This is a genomic window from Secundilactobacillus angelensis (assembly GCF_012641075.1).
In the GTDB taxonomy this organism is placed as follows: Bacteria; Bacillota; Bacilli; order Lactobacillales; family Lactobacillaceae; genus Secundilactobacillus; species Secundilactobacillus angelensis.
Map to the genome: position 1 here is coordinate 34,708 of NZ_JAAXLJ010000015.1, position 25,590 is coordinate 60,297.

General features: G+C 43.7%; 24 protein-coding genes and 18 tRNA genes. 5 read left to right on the plus strand and 37 right to left on the minus strand.

Features of this window, described 5'->3' with window-relative positions:
• Nucleotides 1-108: 108 nt before the first annotated feature.
• The 9 genes from HC026_RS08605 to HC026_RS08645 all read right to left on the minus strand — a co-directional run bounded on the left by HC026_RS08605 (nucleotide 109) and on the right by HC026_RS08645 (nucleotide 8,954).
• Entirely contained in the window at nucleotides 109-945 is an 837-nt protein-coding gene (locus tag HC026_RS08605; RefSeq protein WP_168925587.1) for a cell division protein FtsQ/DivIB, read from the minus strand.
• An 18-nt stretch (nucleotides 946-963) separates the two neighbouring features.
• Nucleotides 964-2,058, minus strand: a complete 1,095-nt coding sequence (gene murG / locus HC026_RS08610) for an undecaprenyldiphospho-muramoylpentapeptide beta-N-acetylglucosaminyltransferase (protein WP_168925588.1) — start codon at nucleotides 2,056-2,058, stop codon at nucleotides 964-966.
• Nucleotides 2,058-3,440 (minus strand): UDP-N-acetylmuramoyl-L-alanine--D-glutamate ligase, encoded by a 1,383-nt coding sequence (murD, locus tag HC026_RS08615; RefSeq protein ID WP_168925589.1) that lies wholly within the window; start codon nucleotides 3,438-3,440, stop codon nucleotides 2,058-2,060. Before murD ends, murG begins: the two co-directional genes overlap by 1 nt.
• Nucleotides 3,441-3,486: 46 nt before the next feature.
• Entirely contained in the window at nucleotides 3,487-4,446 is a 960-nt protein-coding gene (gene mraY / locus HC026_RS08620; RefSeq protein WP_168925590.1) for a phospho-N-acetylmuramoyl-pentapeptide-transferase, read from the minus strand.
• A gap of 30 nt (nucleotides 4,447-4,476) precedes the next feature.
• Nucleotides 4,477-6,624 (minus strand): penicillin-binding transpeptidase domain-containing protein, encoded by a 2,148-nt coding sequence (locus tag HC026_RS08625; RefSeq protein WP_168925591.1) that lies wholly within the window; start codon nucleotides 6,622-6,624, stop codon nucleotides 4,477-4,479.
• Nucleotides 6,621-7,001, minus strand: coding sequence for a cell division protein FtsL (gene ftsL, locus HC026_RS08630; RefSeq protein WP_168925592.1), 381 nt, complete (start codon nucleotides 6,999-7,001; stop codon nucleotides 6,621-6,623). Before ftsL ends, HC026_RS08625 begins: the two co-directional genes overlap by 4 nt.
• Before the next feature lie 45 nt (nucleotides 7,002-7,046).
• On the minus strand, nucleotides 7,047-7,988 hold the full coding sequence (gene rsmH, locus HC026_RS08635) for a 16S rRNA (cytosine(1402)-N(4))-methyltransferase RsmH (RefSeq protein ID WP_168925593.1): 942 nt from the start codon (nucleotides 7,986-7,988) through the stop codon (nucleotides 7,047-7,049).
• A 15-nt stretch (nucleotides 7,989-8,003) separates the two neighbouring features.
• Nucleotides 8,004-8,435 carry a division/cell wall cluster transcriptional repressor MraZ gene (gene mraZ, locus HC026_RS08640; protein WP_168925594.1) on the minus strand — a complete coding sequence of 144 codons (432 nt, stop codon included), beginning with the start codon at nucleotides 8,433-8,435 and terminating at the stop codon, nucleotides 8,004-8,006.
• Between the two features lie 171 nt (nucleotides 8,436-8,606).
• On the minus strand, nucleotides 8,607-8,954 hold the full coding sequence (locus HC026_RS08645) for a DUF3397 family protein (RefSeq protein ID WP_168925595.1): 348 nt from the start codon (nucleotides 8,952-8,954) through the stop codon (nucleotides 8,607-8,609).
• A gap of 165 nt (nucleotides 8,955-9,119) precedes the next feature.
• On the opposite strand from HC026_RS08645, the gene HC026_RS08650 reads away from it, so the two are divergent.
• Nucleotides 9,120-9,242, plus strand: a complete 123-nt coding sequence (locus HC026_RS08650) for a DUF4044 domain-containing protein (protein WP_168925596.1) — start codon at nucleotides 9,120-9,122, stop codon at nucleotides 9,240-9,242.
• A 98-nt stretch (nucleotides 9,243-9,340) separates the two neighbouring features.
• On the opposite strand, the gene HC026_RS08655 is transcribed toward HC026_RS08650, so the two are convergent.
• Both HC026_RS08655 and HC026_RS08660 read right to left on the minus strand, forming a co-directional pair.
• Nucleotides 9,341-11,677: an FtsK/SpoIIIE family DNA translocase gene (locus tag HC026_RS08655; RefSeq protein WP_168925597.1), complete on the minus strand. Its 2,337-nt coding sequence runs from the start codon at nucleotides 11,675-11,677 to the stop codon at nucleotides 9,341-9,343.
• 29 nt (nucleotides 11,678-11,706) lie between these two features.
• On the minus strand, nucleotides 11,707-12,222 hold the full coding sequence (locus tag HC026_RS08660; protein WP_168925598.1) for a tRNA (cytidine(34)-2'-O)-methyltransferase: 516 nt from the start codon (nucleotides 12,220-12,222) through the stop codon (nucleotides 11,707-11,709).
• 382 nt (nucleotides 12,223-12,604) lie between these two features.
• Between HC026_RS08660 and HC026_RS08665 the strand changes: the two genes are divergently transcribed.
• Complete coding sequence (locus HC026_RS08665; RefSeq protein WP_168925599.1) at nucleotides 12,605-13,204, plus strand: copper homeostasis protein CutC; 600 nt, start codon at nucleotides 12,605-12,607, stop codon at nucleotides 13,202-13,204.
• Between the two features lie 59 nt (nucleotides 13,205-13,263).
• On the opposite strand, the gene HC026_RS08670 is transcribed toward HC026_RS08665, so the two are convergent.
• From HC026_RS08670 to HC026_RS08680, 3 genes are read right to left on the minus strand one after another with little or no spacing between them, the layout of a single operon-like run.
• The gene (locus HC026_RS08670; RefSeq protein ID WP_168925600.1) at nucleotides 13,264-14,163 is read right to left on the minus strand and encodes an RluA family pseudouridine synthase; all 900 of its coding nucleotides are present in this window, start codon (nucleotides 14,161-14,163) and stop codon (nucleotides 13,264-13,266) included.
• Nucleotides 14,156-14,959: an NAD kinase gene (locus tag HC026_RS08675; RefSeq protein WP_168925601.1), complete on the minus strand. Its 804-nt coding sequence runs from the start codon at nucleotides 14,957-14,959 to the stop codon at nucleotides 14,156-14,158. Before HC026_RS08675 ends, HC026_RS08670 begins: the two co-directional genes overlap by 8 nt.
• Entirely contained in the window at nucleotides 14,959-15,615 is a 657-nt protein-coding gene (locus HC026_RS08680) for a GTP pyrophosphokinase (RefSeq protein WP_168925602.1), read from the minus strand. The genes HC026_RS08675 and HC026_RS08680 overlap by 1 nt, the downstream gene beginning before the upstream one ends.
• 320 nt (nucleotides 15,616-15,935) lie before the next feature.
• Here HC026_RS08680 and HC026_RS08685 point away from each other — a divergent pair, with 320 nt between their 5' ends.
• The gene (locus tag HC026_RS08685; protein WP_168925603.1) at nucleotides 15,936-16,553 is read left to right on the plus strand and encodes a DsbA family protein; all 618 of its coding nucleotides are present in this window, start codon (nucleotides 15,936-15,938) and stop codon (nucleotides 16,551-16,553) included.
• A gap of 66 nt (nucleotides 16,554-16,619) precedes the next feature.
• On the opposite strand, the gene pepF is transcribed toward HC026_RS08685, so the two are convergent.
• The 5 genes from pepF to HC026_RS08710 form a co-directional block, all read right to left on the minus strand.
• Nucleotides 16,620-18,431: an oligoendopeptidase F gene (pepF, locus tag HC026_RS08690; RefSeq protein ID WP_168925604.1), complete on the minus strand. Its 1,812-nt coding sequence runs from the start codon at nucleotides 18,429-18,431 to the stop codon at nucleotides 16,620-16,622.
• A 54-nt stretch (nucleotides 18,432-18,485) separates the two neighbouring features.
• Entirely contained in the window at nucleotides 18,486-19,535 is a 1,050-nt protein-coding gene (locus HC026_RS08695) for a competence protein CoiA (protein ID WP_168925605.1), read from the minus strand.
• A 141-nt stretch (nucleotides 19,536-19,676) separates the two neighbouring features.
• The gene (locus HC026_RS08700) at nucleotides 19,677-20,390 is read right to left on the minus strand and encodes an adaptor protein MecA (protein ID WP_168925606.1); all 714 of its coding nucleotides are present in this window, start codon (nucleotides 20,388-20,390) and stop codon (nucleotides 19,677-19,679) included.
• Nucleotides 20,391-20,557: 167 nt separating this feature from the next.
• Nucleotides 20,558-20,962 carry a transcriptional regulator Spx gene (gene spx, locus HC026_RS08705; RefSeq protein WP_168925607.1) on the minus strand — a complete coding sequence of 135 codons (405 nt, stop codon included), beginning with the start codon at nucleotides 20,960-20,962 and terminating at the stop codon, nucleotides 20,558-20,560.
• A gap of 131 nt (nucleotides 20,963-21,093) precedes the next feature.
• On the minus strand, nucleotides 21,094-21,837 hold the full coding sequence (locus HC026_RS08710) for an MBL fold metallo-hydrolase (protein WP_168925608.1): 744 nt from the start codon (nucleotides 21,835-21,837) through the stop codon (nucleotides 21,094-21,096).
• Between the two features lie 125 nt (nucleotides 21,838-21,962).
• On the opposite strand from HC026_RS08710, the gene HC026_RS08715 reads away from it, so the two are divergent.
• Both HC026_RS08715 and HC026_RS08720 read left to right on the plus strand, forming a co-directional pair.
• Nucleotides 21,963-22,466 carry a monooxygenase gene (locus HC026_RS08715; protein WP_168925609.1) on the plus strand — a complete coding sequence of 168 codons (504 nt, stop codon included), beginning with the start codon at nucleotides 21,963-21,965 and terminating at the stop codon, nucleotides 22,464-22,466.
• Nucleotides 22,467-22,538: 72 nt separating this feature from the next.
• Complete coding sequence (locus HC026_RS08720) at nucleotides 22,539-23,753, plus strand: DUF2075 domain-containing protein (RefSeq protein ID WP_168925610.1); 1,215 nt, start codon at nucleotides 22,539-22,541, stop codon at nucleotides 23,751-23,753.
• A 146-nt stretch (nucleotides 23,754-23,899) separates the two neighbouring features.
• On the opposite strand, the gene HC026_RS08725 is transcribed toward HC026_RS08720, so the two are convergent.
• The 18 genes from HC026_RS08725 to HC026_RS08810 form a co-directional block, all read right to left on the minus strand.
• Nucleotides 23,900-23,973 (minus strand) — tRNA-Asp (locus HC026_RS08725).
• 7 nt (nucleotides 23,974-23,980) lie between these two features.
• Nucleotides 23,981-24,054: transfer RNA gene (locus HC026_RS08730), tRNA-Met, on the minus strand.
• Nucleotides 24,055-24,075: 21 nt separating this feature from the next.
• Nucleotides 24,076-24,147 (minus strand) — tRNA-Glu (locus HC026_RS08735).
• Between the two features lie 28 nt (nucleotides 24,148-24,175).
• Nucleotides 24,176-24,263: transfer RNA gene (locus tag HC026_RS08740), tRNA-Ser, on the minus strand.
• Nucleotides 24,264-24,265: 2 nt separating this feature from the next.
• Nucleotides 24,266-24,339 (minus strand) — tRNA-Ile (locus tag HC026_RS08745).
• Between the two features lie 4 nt (nucleotides 24,340-24,343).
• Nucleotides 24,344-24,414, minus strand: a tRNA-Gly gene (locus HC026_RS08750).
• 17 nt (nucleotides 24,415-24,431) lie between these two features.
• Nucleotides 24,432-24,504, minus strand: a tRNA-Phe gene (locus HC026_RS08755).
• A 7-nt stretch (nucleotides 24,505-24,511) separates the two neighbouring features.
• Nucleotides 24,512-24,585: transfer RNA gene (locus tag HC026_RS08760), tRNA-Asp, on the minus strand.
• A 7-nt stretch (nucleotides 24,586-24,592) separates the two neighbouring features.
• Nucleotides 24,593-24,666 (minus strand) — tRNA-Met (locus tag HC026_RS08765).
• Nucleotides 24,667-24,672: 6 nt separating this feature from the next.
• Nucleotides 24,673-24,762: transfer RNA gene (locus tag HC026_RS08770), tRNA-Ser, on the minus strand.
• A gap of 39 nt (nucleotides 24,763-24,801) precedes the next feature.
• Nucleotides 24,802-24,875: transfer RNA gene (locus HC026_RS08775), tRNA-Ile, on the minus strand.
• A 15-nt stretch (nucleotides 24,876-24,890) separates the two neighbouring features.
• Nucleotides 24,891-24,964: transfer RNA gene (locus tag HC026_RS08780), tRNA-Met, on the minus strand.
• A gap of 40 nt (nucleotides 24,965-25,004) precedes the next feature.
• Nucleotides 25,005-25,078 (minus strand) — tRNA-Pro (locus tag HC026_RS08785).
• A 6-nt stretch (nucleotides 25,079-25,084) separates the two neighbouring features.
• Nucleotides 25,085-25,158: transfer RNA gene (locus tag HC026_RS08790), tRNA-Arg, on the minus strand.
• A gap of 21 nt (nucleotides 25,159-25,179) precedes the next feature.
• Nucleotides 25,180-25,265 (minus strand) — tRNA-Leu (locus tag HC026_RS08795).
• A 12-nt stretch (nucleotides 25,266-25,277) separates the two neighbouring features.
• Nucleotides 25,278-25,349 (minus strand) — tRNA-Gly (locus tag HC026_RS08800).
• Nucleotides 25,350-25,362: 13 nt separating this feature from the next.
• Nucleotides 25,363-25,435: transfer RNA gene (locus HC026_RS08805), tRNA-Thr, on the minus strand.
• 58 nt (nucleotides 25,436-25,493) lie between these two features.
• Nucleotides 25,494-25,566 (minus strand) — tRNA-Lys (locus HC026_RS08810).
• Nucleotides 25,567-25,590 lie beyond the last annotated feature (24 nt).

Consider the following 25,590-nt stretch of genomic DNA (forward strand, 5'->3'; position numbering starts at 1 on the left):
AAACACCACTCGTTAAAAAAGGCATTATTGCCCTTATATGGCGCAATAATGCGCAATTTATAAAACCGTTTTCACCAACACTGGAATCGTCTGGTTATTTTTTACCCCTTAAAACGAATACGAATAGGCGCCAATTTCCAAATTAACAATTCCCTTATGCGACATTTTCGCCGCAATACTAGGATAATAAGCCATTTTACTAGCAAAAGTCGAAATCGAAGCATATACCTCGTTGCCATCGTTCATATACAAGTGAACACGTTCCGGATTGGCTTTCGTTGGTGAAAATTGAATTTCCGAAATACCATTTTGAATCTTTTTTGATAATTTAGCATACTGCCGAATCATTTGTGAAAGCTGCTTGGACGACTTGAACTTATCGTAAACCGGGTAACTACCAGAGGGTTGCTTTTGCCGCTCCTTTGAAATTACCCCGCTCGTCAGTGCAACTCGATAATAGCCATTAGCAGGAACGAAACCAGCTGTGGGATATTCCTTGACCCGAATCGTCAATCGGTTGAAATGAGCCACCGAAAATGAAATTTGGTCGACCCGGGGGTGACTCTTTCTCACTTGCTTTGCTAACTGCTGCTCTTTGCCAATCACTCGATAAATAGAATCACCGTGACTGACACCGCTCATTTTGACTACCTGCTGATCAGACAACGCGTGGTTGCCTGAAACGTTAATACGGCCAATATGACTCAGTGGCGACACATAGTAACCCGACACAATCAAGATTAGTCCAAAAATACCTAATAAGATACCCATTCGTTGTGCAAGACGACGGTGTTTTTGCTGTTTCAGCCGGGGCAGTTTAGCGCCGATTCGCTGAACCCGGTTAGTCTTTTTTGCAGCACGTTGCCGCTCCTCAGACTGGTATTTCTCCCAGGGTGTGATTGCAACGCGGCGCTTTGATTTGTCTCGGTTGATTTTAAAACTCATCTTGCACTCACTCCTAAATTACGACTGGCTGACCGCTTTTAAAAGTGCCAGCATCTCCGTTGCGGCTTGGGGTTTTCCCAGTTTCTTCGCAGCAGCTGCCATCGCAGCACGTTTCGAGTCGTCGGTCATCAATTCATCCATAGCTGAAATTAAGGTTTTACTGGATAAATCAGTTTCCTTGATCATTAACGCAGCGTTGGCGTTGACCAAACTCATCGCATTCTTGGTCTGATGGTCCGCGGTGACATACGGACTTGGAATCAAAATGGACGGCACGCCCAATGCGGTCAATTCAGCTAACGTTGTGGCACCTGAACGACCAACTACCCCGGCCAATTTTGGTAAAACTTCCGGCATATTGCTAATGTACGATTGAATTGAAATATTATCAGCAGCGGAGATTTGGGTCACTTGTTTCATAACGTCATCATATCGCTTAGGACCCGTAACAAAGACCACTTGATAGTCCTTTTTTGCTAATTCTGGTAATGACTCAACCATCACTTTATTGAGTTTCAGGGCACCTTGGCTACCACCCACAACCATAATCGTGGGGACGTCATCCTTCAAGTTAAACGTCGTCAAACTAAAATGACTGTCGATATTGGCCACTTCCTGTGCCCGTGGATTCCCAGTCATGACAACTTTGTCAGCTGGGAATTGACTCCGAGCGTCTTCAAAATTGATGGCAATTTTGTCCACGTAGCGACTAAGAAACTTATTGGTCATCCCAACCACACTATTTTGTTCATGAATCACCGTTGGAATGTGTTGCTTAGCTGCCGCATATAACACGGCCCCAGAAACGTAGCCGCCAGTTCCGAGGACAACGTCTGGTTTGAAGTTACGAACCAGTCTTTTCGCTCGGTGGACACTCTTCAGAAACAGGTAAATGGTTTTAAAGTTTTCCAGCGATAATGACCGTTTAAAGCCCTGAATTGTCATAGCTTCAAAGGGAATCCCCAAATCAGGCACAATGGTGCTTTCGATACCACGGTGGGAACCAACGTAGAGAACTTCTGCGTTTGGATCCTGTCGTTTCAGTTCATTAATGACGGCTAGTGCAGGATAAATATGTCCACCTGTACCGCCACCGGAAACCATCAGTCGCATTAGTTCTCCTCCTTTTTCCCGGTTAACGTTTCGACGGCCTCAATAAATCGGTCACCCCGAACTTCAAAATTAGGGTATTGATCCCAACTAGCATTGGCTGGTGACAGTAAAATAATATCCCCTGGTTCACTGAAACTATAGGCAACTGGTACCCCTGTCTCAGCATTCTCAACGAATTTAATGTTTTTGATTCCGGCTTTCTTTGCTGCATCAGCTAATAGATCCTTCGTTTCACCGAATAAAACCACTGCTTTCACGTGTTCCTTAAAGAAAGGCACCAACCGTTCAAAGGTATAGCCGCGGTCCAAACCACCGGCCAACAGAACAACCGGAGCCTTAAACCCTTTCAAAGCCATTTCAGTCGCTTCGATATCGGTGGCTTTTGAGTCGTTATAGAATTCTCGGCCTTCACTGGTCAGCACGTACTGGGTTCGGTGCCGAACACCACTGAAAGTCGTCAAAACGTGTTTAATCGCTTTGCTTGAACGGCCTTCGATTTTAGCGACGGCAATGGCTGCCAACGCATTTTCAATATTATGGTCCCCAGGCACTTTAACATCCGCAGCGGCCATAATTGGTTCGTCTTGATAATAAAGCGTGCCATCTAACTCATAGGCACCAGCCTTACTTTTGGCTAAACGCGAAAAAGGCACGACCCGCGCCATACTTTGCTGACTTAAATCAACCAATTCATCAGAATCGAAATTGACCACAAAATAGTCATCAGCCGTTTGGTTTTGGGTAATGCGCATCTTGGCCCGAACGTAATTTTCGCGGGTCTTATGGTAATCAAGATGGTTAGCAAAAATATTGGTTAAAACGGCGATATGCGGGTGAAATTGAGTGGTTCCTAACAGCATAAAGCTGGATACTTCCATCACTAACGTATCTTCATCAGTCAGCTGCTGGGCCACTTGGGAAGCTGGCACGCCAATGTTGCCCGCGTATGCACTCTTACCCGCTGGCCGTTCTTGATTCATCATCTTCGTAATCATCGTAGTTGTGGTCGTTTTACCGTTGCTTCCGGTAACCGCAATCAATTCTGCATCTGCAATTTCACTTGCTAATTCTATTTCGGTAATAATTGGTAAATTGGCCTTCGTTGCTGCCTTTATCAGCGGAACATCATAAGGTATTCCCGGATTTTTAACCATTAAGTCAAAACCAGCATCAAGTTGAGAGGGCTTTTGCTCACCCGTCAAAATGGTGTAGCCGCCCTCTGTCTGTAATTCCTGTGCTTCCGAGTTTTTTTCTAAGGGCTGCTGATCGCTAACCGTCACATCAGCACCTAATTTTTTAAGCAGTCGAGCAGCGTTTAAACCACTTTTCGCTAACCCTACAACAATGACTCGTTTACCTTCATACGTCTTGATACGCTTCATACCTTGTCGCCCACCTATTTAAGTTTTATGACCCACTGAAAGAAAATTACCACATTACCCAAATACCAGTTATAGCTGTAATCACACTAATGCACCAGAACGTGATGTCAATTCGCCATTCACTCCAGCCCTTCATCTCAAAATGATGATGAATCGGCGACATCAAAAAGATCCGCTTACCAGTCGTCTTAAATGACAGTACTTGTAAAATAACACTGGCAGTTTCAACCACATAGATTAAACCAATCCATAACAATGATACTTCGTGATGAACTAAAATTGAAACGGCGGCTAAAGCACCACCTAACGCCAAAGAACCCATATCACCCATGAAAATCTTGGCAGGTTTATGGTTAAAAATTAAGAACGCCAGCAAACCACCAACCACTGCAAGACAGAACATCGCCACATCAGGTTGGTGCTGGTGTAGTGCAATCACACCGTAGGCAATGAATGAAATGGAAGCCACCCCAGCGACTAGACCATCTAATCCATCGGTCAGGTTGACTGCGTTAGAAAAGCCTACCAGCCAGAACAGGATAAACAAGAAGTAGCCAAATAAGCCTAAATTAACGGCGCCTAGACCAGGTAATTTGAGCAATAAGGGTAAGCCTTCGTGCAGATAAACTGCAAAGAAAACAACGCCACCCACAATTTGACCGAGTAATTTTTGCCAGGCTTTTAAACCTTCATTTTGACGTCGGAAAAGTTTGATGGAATCATCCCACATCCCCAATAAACCGTACAAAATCAAAATAAACAGCAAAATAATGACAACCGGGCTTAATTGACCAAATGCTAAACCAGCAACGAGTGTGGCCACGATAATTGCCAGGATAAACATTAAACCACCCATCGTTGGTGTCCCGGATTTTTTTTCGTGCCACGAAGGTCCTTCTTCACGAATCATCTGTCCCTCATGCTTCGCCCGAAAATAACGAATCAATGCTGGCATAAAGGCTATAGTGATTATCAAACTAATAAAAAACGATAAAACCGAACTCATGACTTTCTCCTCTTATACCCACTAGGTGAGTTACTTTAAATGAACTGTCAGCTTGTCAGATTGACCAACCTGCTTACCCACAGCAATACTTTGTTTGGTAACAAATCCATTACCCGTCGTTTTAACGTTTAATCCAAGCATTTGTCCCAGTCGCAAGACATCACTGGATGACCAGCCCGTTAAATCTGGCATTCTTTGTGTCCCACTGGTGATCAATATGACGCGTTGATGAGACATCAGTACCTGACCCGAGATTGGTGATTGCTTCAATACTCGATTACCATTACCAATAGTGGTTACTTTATACCCTCTAGCAGTTAGATCACTCTTTGCACCAGACACTGACCGGTTGACATAGGACAGCATTTTATCCGAAGCACCATTATTTCCAGCGGAACTATCTTCCTGCAAAGCCCGCTTCATGACGGGCTTGAAGACGTCTGCCATTAACTGTGTAGCCGTCTCAGTACCAGGCAAAGTTGGCTGTTTCATCGTAATATACATAATATACTTTGGATTTTTAGCCGGTGCCATACCAGCAACTGAATAAAGGTAACTATCATCACCACTTAAATAACCTGACTTCCCATCACTCACTTGGGCGGTCCCAGTTTTGGCAGCAATCCGAATGCCCTTCATCTTGTAATCGGATCCGATCCCATACTTTTTATAGACAACGTCTTCCATGTGACCACGAACTGCTTTCGCCGTAGTCGCTGAGATCGGTTGGCCAACCACTTTAGGTCCATATGATTTAACCACTTTACCAGTGTTTGGATCAACGACTTTACGAACCAGGTATGGCTTTAACATTTTACCATTATTCGCGATTGCAGATAACCCCTGCATCATTTGGATTGCGGTAACCTGAATCCCTTGTCCAAACGCTGTGTTCGCCTGCTCAATCGTATGACTAAAGGCAATATTACCAGCCTGTTCGCCAGGTAGCCCAAAGTTAGTTGACTGCAAGAACTTAAATCTTTTAATGTATTTTTTCCAAGTTGTGGCACCCATCTGTTGTTCCAAGTGGGCCATGGCAACGTTACTTGAAAGGGCAAACCCTTTATTGTAAGTAATTGTGCCCCAACCACCTGGATTCCAGTCTGGCACCGTTCGCCCACCAATTTCATAGCGACCAGATTGATAAGTCGCGTTGCCATTATAATTGCCGCTATCAATCGAAGCTGCCATGGTAAAAATCTTCATCGTGGAGCCCGGTTCGTACGCATCTTGAATGAGCGTATTGCGCCAAACTGAATTAAGGCCTTCACCCGTTTGCGGATCGAAGGTTGGTCGTTGTGTTGCGGCCACGATTGCGCCAGTTTTAGCATTCATCAGCACTGCGTTCATCGTTTTAGAATGTGTCTTACTTTGTAAAGCCGACATCTGAGTTTCCAATAGTGTTTGCAATCTACCATCAAGAGTAGTGTACACGTTATCACCATTGCGAGGCTTTTTAGCTTTCTGATTGGACCCAGGAATTTGATAGCCATTGTTGTCCTGACTAATCTTCTTAAACCCATCCGTCCCCTTCAATAAGTCATTATCGGCCCCTTCAATCCCCATTGTGCCAACTAATTGTCCCTTAGAAGTGGCAGTCACATTCCCAATCAAATGGGAAGCAAACACACCGTTAGGATACAATCTTGCTTGACGTTGAACGAAGGTCAGACCGGTGACGTGTGCACGGTCAATTTTGTGTTTGGTTGTCAGTGAAATATTTTGACCAGCTGCACCAAATTCGACTTGAAATACTTTTTTATCGCTGGGGTTAAGATAGGCTAATGCCTTCTTTTTACTGAGTGGCAAATACTTAGACAGTACCTTGGCAGTTTTGGCTTTATTCGTCACGTACATCGGTTTACCCGACACGGTATGCTGATTCTTATCTAGAACCGCATAAATTGAATAAGTGCTGGTATCCTGTGCGATTGGCTGATTATCAGCATCATAAATTGTCCCACGCTGCGCCTTCAAGGTACGATTGGCAGTATATAATTTTTTGGCCTGAGTGCCCAAATTAACGTTTTGGACGTTCTTGCCAATTGCAATATAAGAAAAACGACCAATGAATAGCACAAGTGCGAAAGCGAAAATGACCAAGAGGCTTCTGCCAAAAACCCGCTGATTACGTCGCACTTGTTTGCTAGTCACCGTTCGTTTAGGTGATTGTTTCATTTATTCACATTCCTTACTTTACTGTTTGAAAGTGTCATGCCGTTCTGTTTAGCAACTTTTTCTAGTCTGGAACGGTTCATCAACTCGTTAATTGTTTGCCGATCACTGGTATTTTGGTTCTCCAGCTTGGTAATCTTTGTTTCCACATCCTGTAAGTGTTGCTGAGTAGTGGAAACCCCGATTTTGGTGCTAACCAGCATTAACATCATGCCAAGCAGAATTAACCCGCCCAACGTGCATAAGCACTTTTCAAATTTTGATACGGGTAAGGCTTTGGGTTTTGTCACAACCTGCGTCGAAGGACTATGTAATGGAACTGTCGGTTGTTCTGGGAACGCCTGCGGTTGAAATTGAGTTGCTAAATTATTTTGAGCCATACTTAATCATCATCCTATCCCTTTTATTATTAAACCATAAATTCGTTATTTTTGCTCAATTACACGAAGTTTTGCGCTGTGCGCACGATGATTTTCTTCTAATTCATCTTCGGCAGGTATAATGGGCTTACGAGTTACGAGTTTAAAATCTGGTTGCATGTCGTCCGGAATGACTGGTAAACCTGCTGGTAAATCAGGTAAACTACTCTTTTCCTTGAACATCGTTTTAACCAGCCGATCCTCCAAAGACTGAAACGTGATCACACAAATCCGGCCCCCTGGATTTAATAGTGTGAGTGCTTGTTCTAAAGATGCTTCAAGAGCTGAAAGCTCATCATTCACTGCAATTCGAATGGCTTGAAAAACCTTTTTTGCAGGATGGCCACCATGGCGACGAGCTGCCGCCGGAATGGCTTCCTTAATCAATTCCACCAGTTCGCCAGTGGTTTCGATTGGATGTTCCTCCCGAGTGGCTTCAATTCTTCTGGCAATTGACTTGGCAAATTTTTCTTCACCATATCGATAAAAGATTCGAACCAAATCTTGATATGACCATTCATTGACTACCGTTCGGGCGGTTAGCGGTGCACTTTGGTCCATCCTCATATCAAGCGGTGCATCGTAACGATAGCTAAATCCCCGATCAGCGTCGTCAAATTGCGGTGAAGAGACGCCTAAGTCGTAAAGAATGCCATCCACTCGATCCACTTGCTGGTCTGCCAAGGATTTTTTCAAGTCCCTGAAGTTTGCGTGAATCAAAGTTAACTGATTAGCCTGAATTTCACTGGCCAACTGTTCCTCGTTATAGGCGATTGCGGTTTGGTCCTGATCAAACGAATATAAATGACCAGTCGTTAATTCGGTGAGGATCTTGTGCGTATGACCGCCACCACCAAGCGTACAGTCTACATATGTACCGTCTGGCTGAACATTAAGTTCACGGACGGCTTCATTTAATAATACTGTTCGATGATGAAACTCTGCCATAGTCTTCTCCTTCACCTAAATATCAAAATCAATCAAATTCTCAGCAATGTCATCAAAATTTTCCTCTGCTTTATCCGCAAAGTTTTGCCAGCGCTCTTGACTCCAGATTTCAAATCGTTCTGCAACGCCAACGATGACACATTGTTTATCCAGTTCCGCATGTTTGATCAATGCTTGGGGGAGATTTACCCGCCCCTGTTTGTCAAACGAACACGTCGTTGCAGCTGAGTAGAAGAACCGGACAAAAGCTCGGGCATCCCGTTTGTTTAACGGTAAAGCGCTCAACCGCTTCTGTAAAACCTCCCATTGGGACATTGGATAGCCAAACAGGCAGCCATCCATGCCTCGGGTGATTACAAATTCTTCTCCCAGCTGGTCACGAAACTTGGCTGGAATAATTAGTCGCCCCTTAGTATCGATCGAATGCTCAAATTCACCCATGAACATTCGAATCGCCTCCTAAATATCAACTAACTTTAACTAAATAAAGTTTACCACACGTCCCCACTTTCTACCACAACTCCCCAAAGATTAATTCTATAAATTTAAAAAAAAATCCGCCCAAACAATGTTTGAGCGGGGAAAGGTTTGGATGCTATTCACTTCTGACGTGCAGGACTACCTAATCAGTACCCTCACAACTGTCATTAAATACGCTAAAAATAATATAATATCGGTCAGGCGCCAGTAAAATAACAAAAATTTATTCCACAGCAACTCACCTTTTGATAACCCCCACCAGAGGGTCAACCCAATCGAAATAATCATCCAGATAAATACAATGGCAGCAAACCATGGATCTGCCCAGAGATGAGACAACTGCCAGATAAACCACAGACTAAGTGGTGGCAGACAGTCTATCGGATGTAATTTTGGTCTGCTGTCTTTTGGTGTCAAGCTTCTAAACAACCTTAAGATGAACAGGACTGCTATCAAGATAATAATTTGAATAATAATTTGATTCAACGTAGTCCGCCCTTTCGCAAATCCATCTTGTTTTCATCGTTAACACACAACCGAAATTTTACCGCATTCTATCCTTTAAAATCAAGAAAGTTTCGTAACTTGATTGCATTTCTCAATCGTCCACGTTAAACTATTTGAAGTAAACCTATGAAAAGTGGTGCGAATATGCAGAAAAAACAAAAATCAACCTTCCAGAAAATCACAATGGTCCTCGTTTGGATTATGATCGTTGCAACCCTGGGTTCACTAGTTGCTAGTGCTTTACAGGCCCTTGGCATGTTTGGCTAATTTAATCGGTGGGGACTCAGCCCATAATAAAAAAACTAAAAGCTCCTGAAGTGGTCATTACCATTTCAGGAGCTTTTAGTTTTTATCATTACTTGCAATCAAGCGTCCGAGTCCGGCTGTTTATAAACTTGGCGTGGCTTACTGCCATCCTGTGGTCCAATAAAACCGCCTTGCTCCAAATCATCGATTAGCCTGGCCGCACGGTTATAGCCAATACGAAAGTGACGTTGCAACAGTGACGTACTGGCCTTTTGCTGTTCAACAACAAATTCCAGCGCTTCATTGAATAGGTCGTCATCAGACTGAGTGGCATCTTCAGCAATTTCTTCATCACTGACGATCATACTTTCGTCATATTCAGCGGTTTGCTGGTCGCGGATAAAATCAGTTACCCGTTGAACATCCTTGTCAGGGATAAAGGCCCCTTGGATTCTAATTGGTGAGTTTTGATCGACTGGCATATAAAGCATGTCGCCTCGACCTAACAATTTTTCAGCCCCGTTAGAATCCAGAATGGTTCGCGAGTCAACGCCGCTAGAAACAGCAAACGCCATTCTTGATGGCACGTTGGCCTTAATTAAACCAGTAATGACATCAACTGAAGGCCGCTGAGTTGCCAGAATCATGTGAATACCCGCGGCCCGTCCCATTTGTGCCAGCCGGATAATGGCATCTTCAACCTCGTTAGAAACGGTCATCATCAAATCAGCCAATTCATCCACGATAACAACAATATATGGCAGGGTCGGCAATGGTTTGTCAGTCGTTTGATTCTGGGTCTGAACAAATTGATTATAACCAGAGATCTTACGTTGACCAACCTTGGCGAACAGATCATACCGCTGTTCCATTTCATGAACGACCTTATGCAATGCCTTTGCAGCCTTCTTTGGCTCCGAAACCACCGGCGTTAATAAGTGCGGAATACCATTATAGACACTCAGTTCTACCTTTTTGGGATCAATCAGCATTAATTTAACTTGACTGGGTTTAGCGTTCATCAAAATACTGGTAATGATGCCGTTAATGGCAACTGATTTACCGCTACCAGTTGACCCAGCAATTAGCAAGTGAGGCATCTTGGTAAGATCCATCGTAATGACTTTCCCGGTAACGTCTCTACCAAGCGGTACTTCCAAGAGGTGAGCGGGACCATGTGTAACGGCCTCACTGACATCCCGAAATGAAACCGTTGAGATTTCCTTATTTGGCACTTCAATACCAATCAACGATTTCCCGGGTATCGGTGCTTCAATTCGAATTTCTTTTGCTGCCAAGGCAAGGGCGAGATCATCCGCTAAATTGACAATACGTGACACCTTTACCCCAATGGCAGGGTGCAGTTCATACTCAGTAACAGATGGGCCTAAATTAACGTGCTTAATTTCAGCATCAACCCCAAAACTATCAAGTGTCTTTTTAAGGATCTTCGTATTCTTCTCAATCGTTTTGTAATCGTCCTGCTGATCTTTTTGTGGAATTGGCGTCAATAGATCATTGCCCGGAAGCTGATAATTGGGATCGTCCCCCACCGTCGAAATCATTGTTGATTCTGAATCTTCCTCTTGCTTCTCAGGCGTTTTTTTAGTGACCCGCTCTGGTGCGTTCTCACGAGTAGCAACGCTGATGGGAATTGCCGGCGACGAAGAGTCTTCTGGTTGTTCTGGCGTTGAATGACGCTCAGCAACAGGTGTCGGCAGATCCTTTTCCTCAGCTGGCGCAACTTTGACAGGCTTTGGCTTAACTACTCGTTTAGCTGATTGTGACCTATTCTGTTTAAACTTAGCAGCAACCGTAACCAACGTATGACTTATCCGACTAGCGATTCGCCCCAGCCAGTGGGCACAAATCTGAGTCCACTTTAAAATCTGCGTACCCGATACGTTAAACGCAATCATCACACCGATTAATACCAGCAATACGGCAATGACCTTTGCGCCACCGAACGCGACTAAAAACTGTGTGATTGCCAATAACACAGCCCCGATTGTCCCGCCACCGACCGCTGTGCTCACACTGTTATTTAACAAATCTCCGCTAAGCAGCTGCCAGGTGTAACTCAAAAAACCAGTGTGCTGATTTTCAGACAGAAATAAATCAACGTGCAGCCAGAGCAAAACGCCCAGATACATCGTCCCGATACTCCAGAACCATTTGGCCGAAATCTTTGGCAGTTGCCCCGTAATCAATAACGCCAACCCAACAGCAACACCGAACAAGCTCATTAGTGGATATGTATCACCCACCACAAAGCGAATTAAATTAGCCATTAGGCTGCCAACAAATCCAGCCTTGAAAAACGCTAAGAGGCACAAAGTTAACAGGATGAGGCCAATCGCATTGGCAGTATATGACGCGCTGCTTTGACGCCCTTTTTTTCGTCGATTGGTTGTCTTGGCTTTCCGGCGTCGCGTGGTCTTTCGTTTTTGTGCCAAAATCTCCCCTCCTACTAAATCAAATTTGCTTATTTAAGTTTATCATTTTCATAGCGATGACTGAGCTCTAATTTTGGAAAACTTTGCTGACGAAGAACTTCGTAAATCACAATTGCCGCTGAATTGGAGAGGTTCAACGCCCGGATATGAGTGTCATCTTGAGGAATTCGGATAGCTTGTTCACTGTGTTTTCTCATGAAGGGCTCTGGCAAACCAGTGGTTTCCTTACCAAACATGAAGTAGTAATCACCGTTTTTTACATCGGTATAGTCGTGTTGAGTATACGCAAACTCAGCAAACTTAGAAACCAAAAACAGCCGCTTAATGTCTGGGACAGTGGTCATAAATTCCTGTAGGTTTTTGTGATAGCGAATATCCACTTTATCCCAGTAATCTAAGCCGGCCCGTTTCAAATGGGCATCATCAACGGAAAATCCCAGCGGTTCAATTAAGTCTAAAACCGTATCCGTACCCGCACAGGTTCTAGCAATGTTACCAGTATTAGCTGGCATTAAAGGTTCAAATAAGACAATATGATTGGACATAATCAGGCTCCTCGTTATTAAATATTATAAAGCTCGCCGCATAAAAAAACGCAACCCCTCGGTGTCAGCACGGCGAGGAACTGCGTTAATGAAGTGCAAATTCGACAGAGGCTGACGATTTCTCGACATCCACTCCCGAACGATTTCTCAACAGTTAATATAACGCGAATTAGTAAAGAATGCAAGCGGATTACCGATTCAAGGCTCGTCGCAGATAAATGCCGTGATCACAAGAATTCTCAGAAACATGATACTGGATTTTATGGCTTGCAGTTTTGCTCTAACCATAATTTTTATAAATCACAACTCACCGCACGCATTAAGGTCCAAAAATTGCTATAATGACTGTTGATTATAAACTGCGTCAAAAAGGAGACCGACTTTGAAATTTATCGAACCATTAATCAACAATTACGCCCAACTCACACAAGCAATTAGCCCCCACACTACCCGTGTCACGATTGAAAACAATGGTACAACACCTAGCAAAGGAACAATTGCTGAAGCCGTACTGTATGCGCATGAGCACGATTTATCCCTAACCGTTTTGATTCGACCACGCACAGGCACAGCGAGTTATAGTGATCCTGAATTAAAAATTATGGAAGCCGATATTTTGGAAGCTCAGCAACTCGGTGCAGACGGTGTGATTATCGGTGCGCTCACCGCCAACCAACAGTTGGATGTTGAAGCCATGAACAATTTGATTGCTGCTGCGGGTGGCATGTCAGTCACCTTTAGTACTGCTGTCGACAAGCTCTCTGATAATGATCAGGCGACATCACTAAAGTGGCTTGCTGATAACGGTGTTGACAAAGTACTCACGGACTTAACTGACAGTAACGAAATTGCACAATTGTCAAAGCTCAATAATGTCGCGCAAGCTGCGGGGCTTCAACTGACAGTCCTCAGCGAAAGTGATAGTGTCAGTAATCAACTCAACGAACAGCTCAACCTCACATCCTTCCTTCAGAGAGTCTAACTGTTTTCCCAAAAATCCTGCCGCATCGAACTCATTCGATGCGGCAGGATTTTTGCTCGTTAAAGCTGATTTTCGTGTTCAATCAAAGTGGCAAAGTCGGCCGGAATCGGTGCATAGCACGTAATTTGCTGCTGTGCAAACGGATTGTAAAAACTGACAGAAGCACAGTGCAATGCCTGCCGGTGAATCCACGGATTCGTTTGCTGGCCGTACAAAAAATCTCCTACTAATGGGTGACCGAGACTGGCCATATGCACACGAATCTGATGCGTCCGACCAGTATGCAACCGAACTCGTAAAAGCGTTGTTGCTTGCATCCGTTTAACAACCCAATATTCCGTTTGCGCAGAACGGCCATCTGAGCGAACCATCCGCTTGATAAAGGAACCTGGCTGCCTGCCGATTGGTGCATCAATAACAGCGTGTTGCTGTGACATAACGCCCGATACAACACATAAATACGTTTTTTTCAAGCTGTGTTGTTTAAGTTGAGTATCTAACACTGTATGTGCAAAATGGTGTTTAGCAAAAATGACGATGCCGCTGGTCTCACGGTCGAGTCGAGTCACAATGTGCGTCACCTGACTAGCGGCATGGGTCCGTGTTAAGTAACCCTTCACACGATTGACCATGGAATCATCCGCATAGATATGTGATGGCACCGAAGCAACTTCTGCTGGTTTATTCACCACCAAAAAATGATCATCCTCATAGAGAATATCTAGTGGTGTATCCGATACTTGTAGATGATCGCTGGGAATTTCTGGTGGCAACGTCACTTTCAATCGCTGTCCTGACCGCATTTTATAGGTTACCCGAACTTGTGTGCCATCCACACAGATACTGCCACCTGAAAACTTGATTTGTTTTAACAGTGTTCTACTGATTCCTTGTTGTCGCATGAAAGTACGAACGTAAATCGGCGAATCACCAGTATACTGCCATTCAAACTCAATCAATCGGTTTCACCCCAATAAAGGATTCGGATACACGTTTCCAGAACTGAGTATGACGATACTGTGCAAAAGCGATGCGTTGCTTAGAGATTCGGTAGGTCACCGATTTAATCTGTCGGTTCTCAACCATTTTTTGGTCACAAGTCATCAAATTTTCATCTAACTGCACCGGCTCTACACGCACCCATTCATTTGGTGAAATGATGATTGGCGAACCCAACGTTCGAAAGACCCGATTATTGATCGAAGCAATTTCAGAAACCTGGACCACGTTTAGCTCTGAACTGATTACCGCACCACCAGCCGACTTATTATAGGCCGTCGAACCAGTTGGGGTGGAAACGCATAGGCCGTCACCCCGAAAAAGTTCAAAGAGCTGGTCTTTAATATAGACGTTTGCCAGCATGGTCCCAGTAACCTTTTTTAAAGTTGATTCGTTCAACGCTAGCATGGTTTCATGATTGCCATTGCTGTATTCAATCATAATATCTAGTAACGGATAACTCACACTTTGACCGTTATCGTGAACCAGACTATCAATCAACTCATCTACTTCATAGTCGCGCCAGTCGGTATAAAATCCCAAATGCCCAGTATGAATCCCTACAAACCGAACGTTGTCCAGCTGGTCTTCGTAATGATGAAAAGCCGACAGTAAGGTGCCATCGCCGCCAACAGTAATTAAAATATCCGGGTGTGCGTTATCTAACGTTAAATGTTCACTTTTAATTTTCATCTTCAACGCATTTGAAACCCGTGTTGATTCTGGACCTGTATTACTAAATATCCCGATTTTCATTACTGATCATCCCTCTTATTTGGTGGCTGCGGATCAGAGCCCTTGCCATATGAAAATAAGTGCTGTGCTTCTTGAATTTCTTCTCGTATTTCGGACATTTCCGTATCTAGCTTAAAGGCTGCCTCACCCGCCCGCTGGAGTCTCGCACTTAATTCTTCCGGAAATTCTCCCTGATATTTGTAATTCAATGAATGCTCGATTGTCGCCCAAAAGTTCATAGCAAGCGTCCTGACTTGCACTTCAGCCAAAATCTTCTTTTCTCCCGTGACCATTTGAACGGGATACTCGATCACAATATGATAAGAGCGATAACCGCTGGGCTTTTCATTGTGAATATAATCACGTTCTTCCAGAATAGTCATGTCTGAACGCTTTCTAAGTAAATCAACGACCTGATAAATATCTTCGACGAATTGACACATAATTCGCAGTCCCGCAATATCTTGCATATCCTGCTCAAGCCGCTCTTCTGAAACGTGTCGCCGGTTCATTTTTTCTTTAATACTGTCTACTGGCTTTACCCTGCCGGTAACAAATTCAATGGGTGAACGCTGATTTTTGTTTTGAAATTGCTTACGCATCCCCCGTAATTTAACTTTTAGCTCATCCACTGCCTGGTTATATGGCAGCAAAAAGTGATTCCAATTTTCAATCAAGCTGTTCACCTCGAGTTGGTTTCAAATGATTGTGGTTTGTTATACAAACAGACTTTATTTTAGCATATTTTTGGCACAGTTGGGTTAGTTGGGCAAAGAAGAATTTGTTTACTTAAATAATCGGTCCGTCAGCCAGTGCAATTATTTGTATAATAGTGGAAAACAGTTTTACCCATTCTAACGGTGTTTGAAACCGGTTTAGCCTTTCCTAGCAGTATTTACATAGCCTAAATCCTTGCATTTCGCTCAAAATGCTTTATGATTATTTTTGAACTGAAGGTCGTTTACAAGTTAACGGCTAATTAATGGAGGAAATTACTTTGCTAGAAGTATATCTGTTTATCAACCCATTAGGCAGTCGCTGTATGAAGTCGGAAAAGTATATTCTACGTCTCGCCGATCAAATTTTCGGCGATATCTCCTATCAATTTATTCCGTTACTTAATCCGCAAATGATTGATCAGCATTTAAAGGCGACCAATCAAGACTGTCATAATTTGGAATTACGAAATGAACAATTTGACTTACACTATCGAATTATTTTAGACTACAAGGCTGCCCTGTTTCAGGGAAAGAAAAAAGGCCGACTGTTTTTGTTGAACCTGCAAAATCAACTGGTAGAACAAGGTCAACCCTACTCAGAACGACTGGTGATGGAAATCGCCAAACATGTCCGCCTAGATCTTGAAATGTTCAAGGAGGATCGTCAGTCTGAATTAGCCCGGCGTGCTTTTCAAGCGGATCAACGTTTAGCATCAGAGATGAACGTTGCCAAACCTTCTACTGCGATTCTATATAATGCTGATGTTTCTGAATGTGGTTTGATGCTGACGGACGTCACCTACCAAGCACTGTATGATATTTGTGAGAATAATGGTTTGCTCGCTGAAAAGGCGTTAGAACAGAAGAAATCAACCCCTAACTTACATATTCTTTAATACGTGTAAGTGGTCATAAAAAGCGATCTGTATAAAATACAGGTCGCTCTTTTTTTGCATCAAAACTCACATCGTTTCAGCTAAGGTCTCAAATTGATCCAACCGTTTTTCAAATTCGGCAAACGCCTGATCAAGATACGTTGTTTGCGTCATATCAACGCCAGCTTTTTGCATCACGTTAATCGGATAATCAGAACTACCGGATTTTAAATAATCAAGGTACGCATCCCGCTTAGCAGTATCGCCACTAGTAATCCGCTGTGCCAATGTGTTAGCAGCAGCAAAGCCAGTAGCGTACTGATAAACGTAATAGTTGTAATAGAAATGAGGAATCCGAGCCCATTCATCTGCAATCTCAGGATCAGAGATTACCGCTTCACCGTAGTATTTCTTGTTCAGATCCAAATAGAATTTGCTCAAGAATTCAGCCGTTAAGGGTTGACCAGCAGCATCTTGTTCATGAATAAAGTGCTCAAACTCCGCAAACTGTGTCTGACGGAAGACCGTCCCCTTAAAGCCATCCAAATAATGATTTAATATGAACGCCTGAATCTGTTTATCAGAATATTGGTTCAGCAAGTAATCTGTCAGCAGTGTCTCGTTAGTGGTCGACGCAATTTCAGCAACAAAAATTGAATAATCACCATACTGGTAAGGTTGATTATGGGTTGTGTAATAGCTATGCATACTGTGACCCATTTCATGGACCAGCGTGAACAAGCTTTCAAGATTGTCCTGCCAATTCAGCAAAATATAAGGTGCCGTATCATACATGCCAGACGAGTATGCACCAGACCGCTTACCCTTGTTCTCGACCACATCGATCCAGCGAGAATCAAATGCTTCTTGAACGTGACTGAGATAATCCGATCCTAAAACCGCCAATGCTTTGAGTGCCTCAGCCTTAGCTTCCTCAAAAGTATACGACAATTTTGGTTCACCCGTGATCGGTGTGTACAAGTCGTACATGTGTAGTTCCTTTAGTTTCAAAATCCGCTTACGTAACGCGACATAGCGATGCAACAATGGCAAATGATCGTTGACACTTGTCACCAGTGAGTCAAACACGCTAACTGGTATATGATTACTGCTCATCGCTGCTTGCCTGGCATTCTGATAGTGGTGAACGGACGCTTCAAAATTATGGGTTTTAACATTGCCTGAAAGCGTTGCGGCCAAGGTATGGCGGAACTGATGGTAGACCGCATACAGTTGCTTAAACGCCATTTTACGAACCTCTGGCTGAGTTGACTGAATCAATTGGTCATAAACACCTTGCGTCAACTGTACCGTGACCCCATCATCATCCTCAACGACTGGAAATTCCAAGTCAGCATCGTTTAAGACACCGAATGTATTACTAGAAGCACCCAGTGCGTCTCCTGCCTGAGCCAATAATTTTTCTGCAGCGGGGGTCAAGACGTGTTCGCGGCCGTCAGTAATTGTCCGCAGATAGTGTTCATAAGGTTTTAGAGATGGCTCTGTTTCGATCCATTGGTCAAGAGTGCTTGGTTTTACGGCTAGCAATTCAGGCTCAAACCAAGCAATGTTACTTTCTAACTTCGTCAACATACTCTGAGTCCGGCCGCTTAACGCCTGATTCTCCGAATTTGCAGTATCCTGGTCATGTTTTAAAGACGCGAAGACATACAATTTTTCTGCTGGCCGAATGGTTGTCATGATTGATTCAATCACACTAACCAGTTTTTTAGCGCTCTCAGCCAATTTGCCTTCAAGTTTTGGCAGCGCATCGATCTCTTTTGATACTCGATCAAAGGCCGCATTAAAAGCCTCATCGTCTTTAAAAATTGGTGTCAGGTCCCAAGTTAGCTTTGAATCTACCTGATCACGAGTGGGTAATTGTTTAATATCTGACAAAGACAGCACATCCTTTTCACAGAAATTTATTACTGCCAATAGCTTACCACACGACTACTGAGGTAATGCAACCAATTGCCACGACTTTTCGTCCAGTGTTTTTAAAATGCCATGCCGTTTCAGCAAATCGACATACTGTCTTAGCTGTCGCCCCCAGCTATCAACGACCTGCTGGGTGGTACATTGAAGAAGCTGTGCACCCTCAAAATGAATACTGATTTTTGCGGCCCATTTTTCTAAATCAAGCTGACTAATTAGGGAACCAATATGTCTTTGATGCAATAAGATAGTCATTAACGTCGCCCAGATGATTGGACATTCACAGATCAACGGTTCCGAATCAGTAAACTCATAACACAAAGCAGGAATATCTTGCAGCAATGCCTGGTGCTCATAGCAAAATTGCTGCCACTTCCGCCACTTCGGCGTCTTATAGTACAATCCCATCTGAATTTGGCGCTGTAACTGTTTTTGGATTAATTTAACAGCTAGTGGTGCTCTCTTCGCATACTGAGTACCATGACTCGTTTTAGCCCAGCCTTGGAGCAGACCCATACCGTCAATTGTTAAATGGTGCCAAATAATTAGGCACTGCTGTTGTGTCTCCCAAAAAATGATGTACCACCCTAATTTTTCAGAATACTGCAGCCATTTTTCAGCATGCCGAACTGACGCCGTTTTTCGCAGATAATCTGCCCCTAAAATCCAAATGACTTCCAAACCATAGCCGCTGTAACCTTGATTACGCTGCTGCAGTTTTGTCACCGAAATTGGTGAGCATTGATACTCGATGGCAAGTTTACGATCCGCTCTCGTCATCAGCAAATCGGGGCGCTGTGCCAGCGACTGAATGTACGGCTCTAATTCTATCCTGTCCGTGCCAAAATAATCTGCCAGCTGCCACTTCCCAGTCAAATGCGCCTGCGTTTCAGATTCACTAAAGGGTCGACAGCGAGAATTAGCGCGGTGTGCGAAGTGGGCCACCATCCGTGTTCCACGCTTCAAAATAACCTGTTCGCGACAGCTGGGGCAAAAATAAGTGGCTTGCCGATGGGCATCGTTAGCACATATCCGATTGTTGCGTTCATTTTGCGCGGTTAGCATCTGTACACCCGCTTTCTGGTATATTTACAGATAACTACGCAAACTAACAGGAAAATTGTTTAGCGCGATAATACGAGAACCCAAAAAAGTGCGTTAAGCTTAACAAATCAAAGCTTAACGCACTTTTTATTTTAACAATGACTACTTGACAGAAAAGTAACGGCGGGTCAGTTCTAATGCACTCTGCGCCATAATCTTTTTGCCATGCTCGTCAAGAACATCAGCAGTAATCTTTGTTTTCTCTGCATACTCGTAAGCAACAGCCAATTCATCTTTAATTGATTCCGGTGAGGTTTCGTTCACTCTAAAAATCAGTTCCAAATAGTAGTCGGTTTTATAATGATATAAATTAGAAGCAGCATCGGATAACTTCAATGCTCCAGCAATCGCAATCATATCATCAAAGTTGTGCAACTTTAAAACCGTCGTGTGAAGTGGCGAAGTCTTGGTAACGGGTGATGTCTGCTGATCTGACGTTGACTCTTGTTTGTCTTCAGTCGTATCACCGTCTGTTTGCATCAACTGTTTCTTTAAGAAGTCAGGTACTTCATCTTCGTTAACCATTTCAATGTCGGGAGAGTCCGTTTCATCTTCAGTATCGGTTGGAATATCGTCCGCACCACCCTTGCTAATAAACAGCTCAAGTCCGTTACGATTAGGTAAGACTTGAAAAGTGACAGCATCCGTCTCCTGAAATTGATGATCCACATCAACTTCCTCTAGAATACTGTAGAAGAAACTTTCAATTTGCTTGTGGTTACCAAGCAGATCAAGGACGGTAATGCCCCGTTGGGTTAAATCATCGTTTCCAATTACAACTCGAATCGTATTTTCATTAATTCTTTCCATTTCCATGACCCAACACCTCTTTCTGCCCGTACCAAGATTTACCTATCTCCATAGTATAGAATTTTCGCAGTTTGTAAAGTATCTGGCTTAATTTTTTTGAAATTATCACGCATTCAGCCACTTAAAAAGCGCAATCTGCCATTCGTTGATAACCAATCTTCAAGACCATTAAATTACCCGGCATCCGCGGCTTTAATCGCTTTTTCCAGTTCAAGAACCCGAATGTGCCTTGGTAAAAAACGACGGATCTCGTCCTCATTGAACCCCACTTGCAAACGCTTTTCGTCAAAGAGAATCGGCCGTCTTAATAAACCGGGATGTTGGGTGATTAAGTTGATCAATTCGCTCACTGGAAGATTATCTATTTCCACTGTCAGTCGCTTATAATCTTTAGACCGTTTCGAGATAATATCTTCCGTACCGTTCTCAGTCAGCTGTAGGATCAACCTAAGTTGTTTGGCATTTGGCGCTTGCACAAAAATATTTTGCTCAACAAAGTCAACATCGTGTGCCTTGAGCCACTTTTTGGCTTTTCGACAGGACGTGCAACTGGGTGAAGTAAATAATGTGACCGTCATAGGAATTGCCTCCAAACTATGGGAACTAGAGGGATGCTTACCATCAAATCATTTGCTATCTCCACTATAACAAACTCCCTGTTCACTGAAAATGGAATTCACTAAAAGGTCACGAACATCTCAGGCATTCGTCACAATTTGACTGGAAATGACTTTCTTACTTCGGGTAATTTAACTGGAATTCTGCCGGCCGCATCCTGAGCTTGCTGCTTTAAAGCTGTTAAATCACCAACTTGGGGAAGGTGTGTCAGCAGCAATTGACCAACCTTGGCATCCGCTGCCAACTGGCCAGACTCACCAGCCGTCATATGCCATTTGGTACCAACTTTATCATTAAAGAAGTTAGTATCAGTCATCAGCAAATCAGCTGAGCTTGCAAACGGCACCAACTCGGGAATATAAGCCGTATCAGCAGTGAAAACAAGCGTTTCTCCATTATCATTTTCAACTATTCTCATGCCAAATGCTGGAACAGGATGTTTCATCGGTAGAAACGAAATTGTCAGCGGTCCAAGGTGCAAAGTATCGGTGGGCGCATAACCCATTCCCTGTGAAGCATGATCCCAGGTTAAACTGCCAAACATCAATGGGTCTGCTGTGGCACCGTAAATTGGCAGAATTCTTCGATTTGGTCGTTCCTCATGCAGTTGCCAGTAATACTGCAACACGCCAACGTCAGCCACGTGATCATGATGGTAATGGGACAGAATTACTGCATCCAGCTGTAGCGGATCCAAAACCTTCTCTAAACTCAGTAAAGCCCCACTACCGCAATCCATCAACAAATGATACCCATTTGACTCGATTAAATAACTGCTAGTACCCACACCGTTGGCTGGGTACCCGCCATAATATCCTAGAACTGTTATTTTCAATCTATTACGCCCTTTCAAAATTACTATTTTAGATGACGCTAAGCTCAAGTCTAGGCAACGCCTTTAATTACCATTTTAGAGTGGCTAATTGTATAATAATGGTGATAAGTCAGGAGGAATGAATTATGATTACTCGAATAAGCATCACTTATGGTACCAAGCAAGTCTTATCAAAGCTTCAAACCCGTTATCCAGATCGAAAACTGTTATTACTAGATTCTTCAACTTCTGGTGAACAACTTGCATTATTAGACGTCTCAGGACAAGAATCGGTGTTTAGCTCACCCATTCATTATGACATCAAAGGCCACCGTGGGACAACCGACTGGCAGGGATTTATCAATTTTATTTACATTGATAATTTATCCCCTGACGACCAAAAGGTTTTCAACTCGAAAGCTAATCATTTTTTGACCACTGACCCAATGCCCGAAGGAATGCGGTCAATTTATTTTATGAAAGACGAAAAGAATCGTTCCAATAACATTTTATTGACTACTTGGGAAAAATCGGATGACTTCACCTACTGGAAAAAGAATGATTCCTTCACACCTTTTAACTATTTCTTATCCAGCCAGAATAATTATCACGAAGCTAGTTACCATTTTTTCAAACCTGAAGACAAGTAATTCTTACTGTGTTAATCCATACGGTCATCGGCTGTATGGATTATTTACTGTTTTCATAAAAGGAGAATTATCTTGCAAAATAAAGCATCACAAAAATTATCGCCATTTAAAAAACCAACTCAGGAACAGGCAAGCCTAATTAACGATGCACAGAGATTCATCAGTCAACACATTCATGATAAGACACCCGCAGTATACGTCATAACCGGTGATGCGGGTACGGGTAAAAGTGTGGTATTAAGCCAACTCTTCTACCGCCTTCAACAGGCATCTCATGACGAAAAGAATGTTTTATGGCAAACTCAAAACTATTTTATGGTCAATCACCCGGAGCTGTTGAAGGTTTATCGACAGATTGCTGGTGAACTTCCTGGGGTTCTAAAGAAGAGTTTTCAGCGACCGACCTCGCTGATTAATCGCATGCGTAAAGACCACAAGACATTTGATGTGGGCGTGATAGATGAGTCACACCTTCTTCTATCCCAGCCAGACCATTATAATAATTTCTACGGACACAATCAGTTACTGTCGTTGTTAGAACTATGTCATGTTTTAGTAATCGTCTTCGATTCTCATCAAGTATTACGACTAAAAACATACTGGACAGCTGACCGTCTAAAAGAATTGTTATCGCCCTATCCACAAAAATGGGTTCATTTAAATCAACAATTCCGCATGCATGCAGATGACAGTCTCATTCAGTGGATTGATCATTTTACTGGAGACAGGCAACTATTGCCACTACAAGAAAGTTTTCGTTTGCACTATGATTTCCGGGTTTTCTCGGACGCTGAAAAAATGCGACAAACAATCGTCACACAAAACTGCAAAGTTGGCCTATCAAGAATAGTTTCGACTACCGGTTATCCATCTACACTGGATGGTGGTAAGCACTACATCACTGAAGGTAAATTTAAGTTGCCATGGGATCAGTATAATTTCACTGCCACACCATGGGCAGAGATCCCTGAGACAATTAACGAAGTGGGTTCTATTTATACTTGTCAAGGCTTCGATTTAAACTACGTTGGCCTCATCCTGGGACCCCCAGTCACACTTTCAGCTGACGGTAAAAAAATTGAGATTGACACCAGTAAAATTACTGATAGCGAATCTTTCAAACAACGTGATGACATGTCTGACCCACATGAAATATTAGCTGCAAAAGTCCAATTGAACTTGAATGCAATCAACGTGTTAATGAAACGTGGTGTAAAGGGTTTATATCTCTTTGCTCATGATCCTGCTTTACGGCAACGTCTATGCCAGCAATATCAGACAATGTGAACGTCATCAAATTAAATGGTTCTATATAAATCAAAAGAGGACATCCATCAAGCAGGCCTCCTCAGTCTGCATTGACGAATGTCTTTTTAGTTGTTAAACCTCTGATGAAATTAAAAAATCGCCCTTCGGCGATTAACGAAAATGGACGGTCCGTACGAGACTCGAACTCGTGATCTCCTGCGTGACAGGCAGGCGTCCTAACCAGCTAGACCAACGGACCATTCGAATTGCGGGGGCTGGATTTGAACCAACGACCTTCGGGTTATGAGCCCGACGAGCTACCAGACTGCTCCACCCCGCGATAATATAAATGTTATGAAGATGACCCGTACGGGATTCGAACCCATGTTACCGCCGTGAAAGGGCGGTGTCTTAACCACTTGACCAACGGGTCATAGCTTTAAAATATAAAAACCAAACAACGGAGAAAGAGAGATTCGAACTCTCGCGCCGCTTACGCGACCTACACCCTTAGCAGGGGCGCCTCTTCAGCCACTTGAGTATTTCTCCAATGGGCCTAAATGGACTCGAACCATCGACCTCACGCTTATCAGGCGTGCGCTCTAACCAGCTGAGCTATAGGCCCAAAAAGCGGGTAACGAGAATCGAACTCGCGACAACAGCTTGGAAGGCTGTGGTTTTACCACTAAACTATACCCGCATGGATCTTTTGAGCAATGGCGCGGGACGGAATCGAACCGCCGACACACGGAGCTTCAATCCGTTGCTCTACCAACTGAGCTACCGAGCCATATAAACGGTCCGTACGAGACTCGAACTCGTGATCTCCTGCGTGACAGGCAGGCGTCCTAACCAGCTAGACCAACGGACCATACAAATTGCGGGGGCTGGATTTGAACCAACGACCTTCGGGTTATGAGCCCGACGAGCTACCAGACTGCTCCACCCCGCGATAATAAGGAGGATGAGAGATTCGAACTCTCGCGTGGTTTGACCCACCTGACGGTTTTCAAGACCGTTCCCTTCAGCCAGACTTGGGTAATCCTCCATGATGAAACTATAATAATGATCACTAACTAAGGACCAATGGACCTTGTAGGACTCGAACCTACGACCGGACGGTTATGAGCCGTCTGCTCTAACCAACTGAGCTAAAGGTCCGAGTCAAAGATCAAATCGCGGCGGGGGGGATCGAACCCTCGACCTCCCGGGTATGAACCGGACGCTCTAGCCAGCTGAGCTACACCGCGATGGTGTTTAAATAAAACTGTTTGAAGCTTTTTATTTAAATCGGGAAGACAGGATTCGAACCTGCGACCCCCTGGTCCCAAACCAGGTGCTCTACCAAGCTGAGCTACTTCCCGTTAAAATGCACCCAGTAGGAGTCGAACCTACAACCTTCTGATTCGTAGTCAGACACTCTATCCAGTTGCGCTATGGGTGCAAAAGTTATCAAAACAAAAAATGCCGAGGACCGGGATCGAACCGGTACGGTCATCACTGACCGCAGGATTTTAAGTCCTGTGCGTCTGCCAATTCCGCCACCCCGGCGTATATGGCATAAGCGGAAGACGGGATTCGAACCCGCGACCCCCACCATGGCAAGGTGATGTTCTACCACTGAACTACTTCCGCATATTAAGTTGAATGCCGACTAGAAGATTCGAACTTCCGACCCCCTGTTTACAAGACAGGTGCTCTACCAACTGAGCTAAGTCGGCAACACAATAAACATAGTATCAAATCTAACTTTTAATGTCAACATGATAATTGACTCAATGAGCCGTGACAGTCTCGAACTGTCGACCCTCTGATTAAAAGTCAGATGCTCTACCAACTGAGCTAACGGCTCAATGGAGGATACAGGGCTCGAACC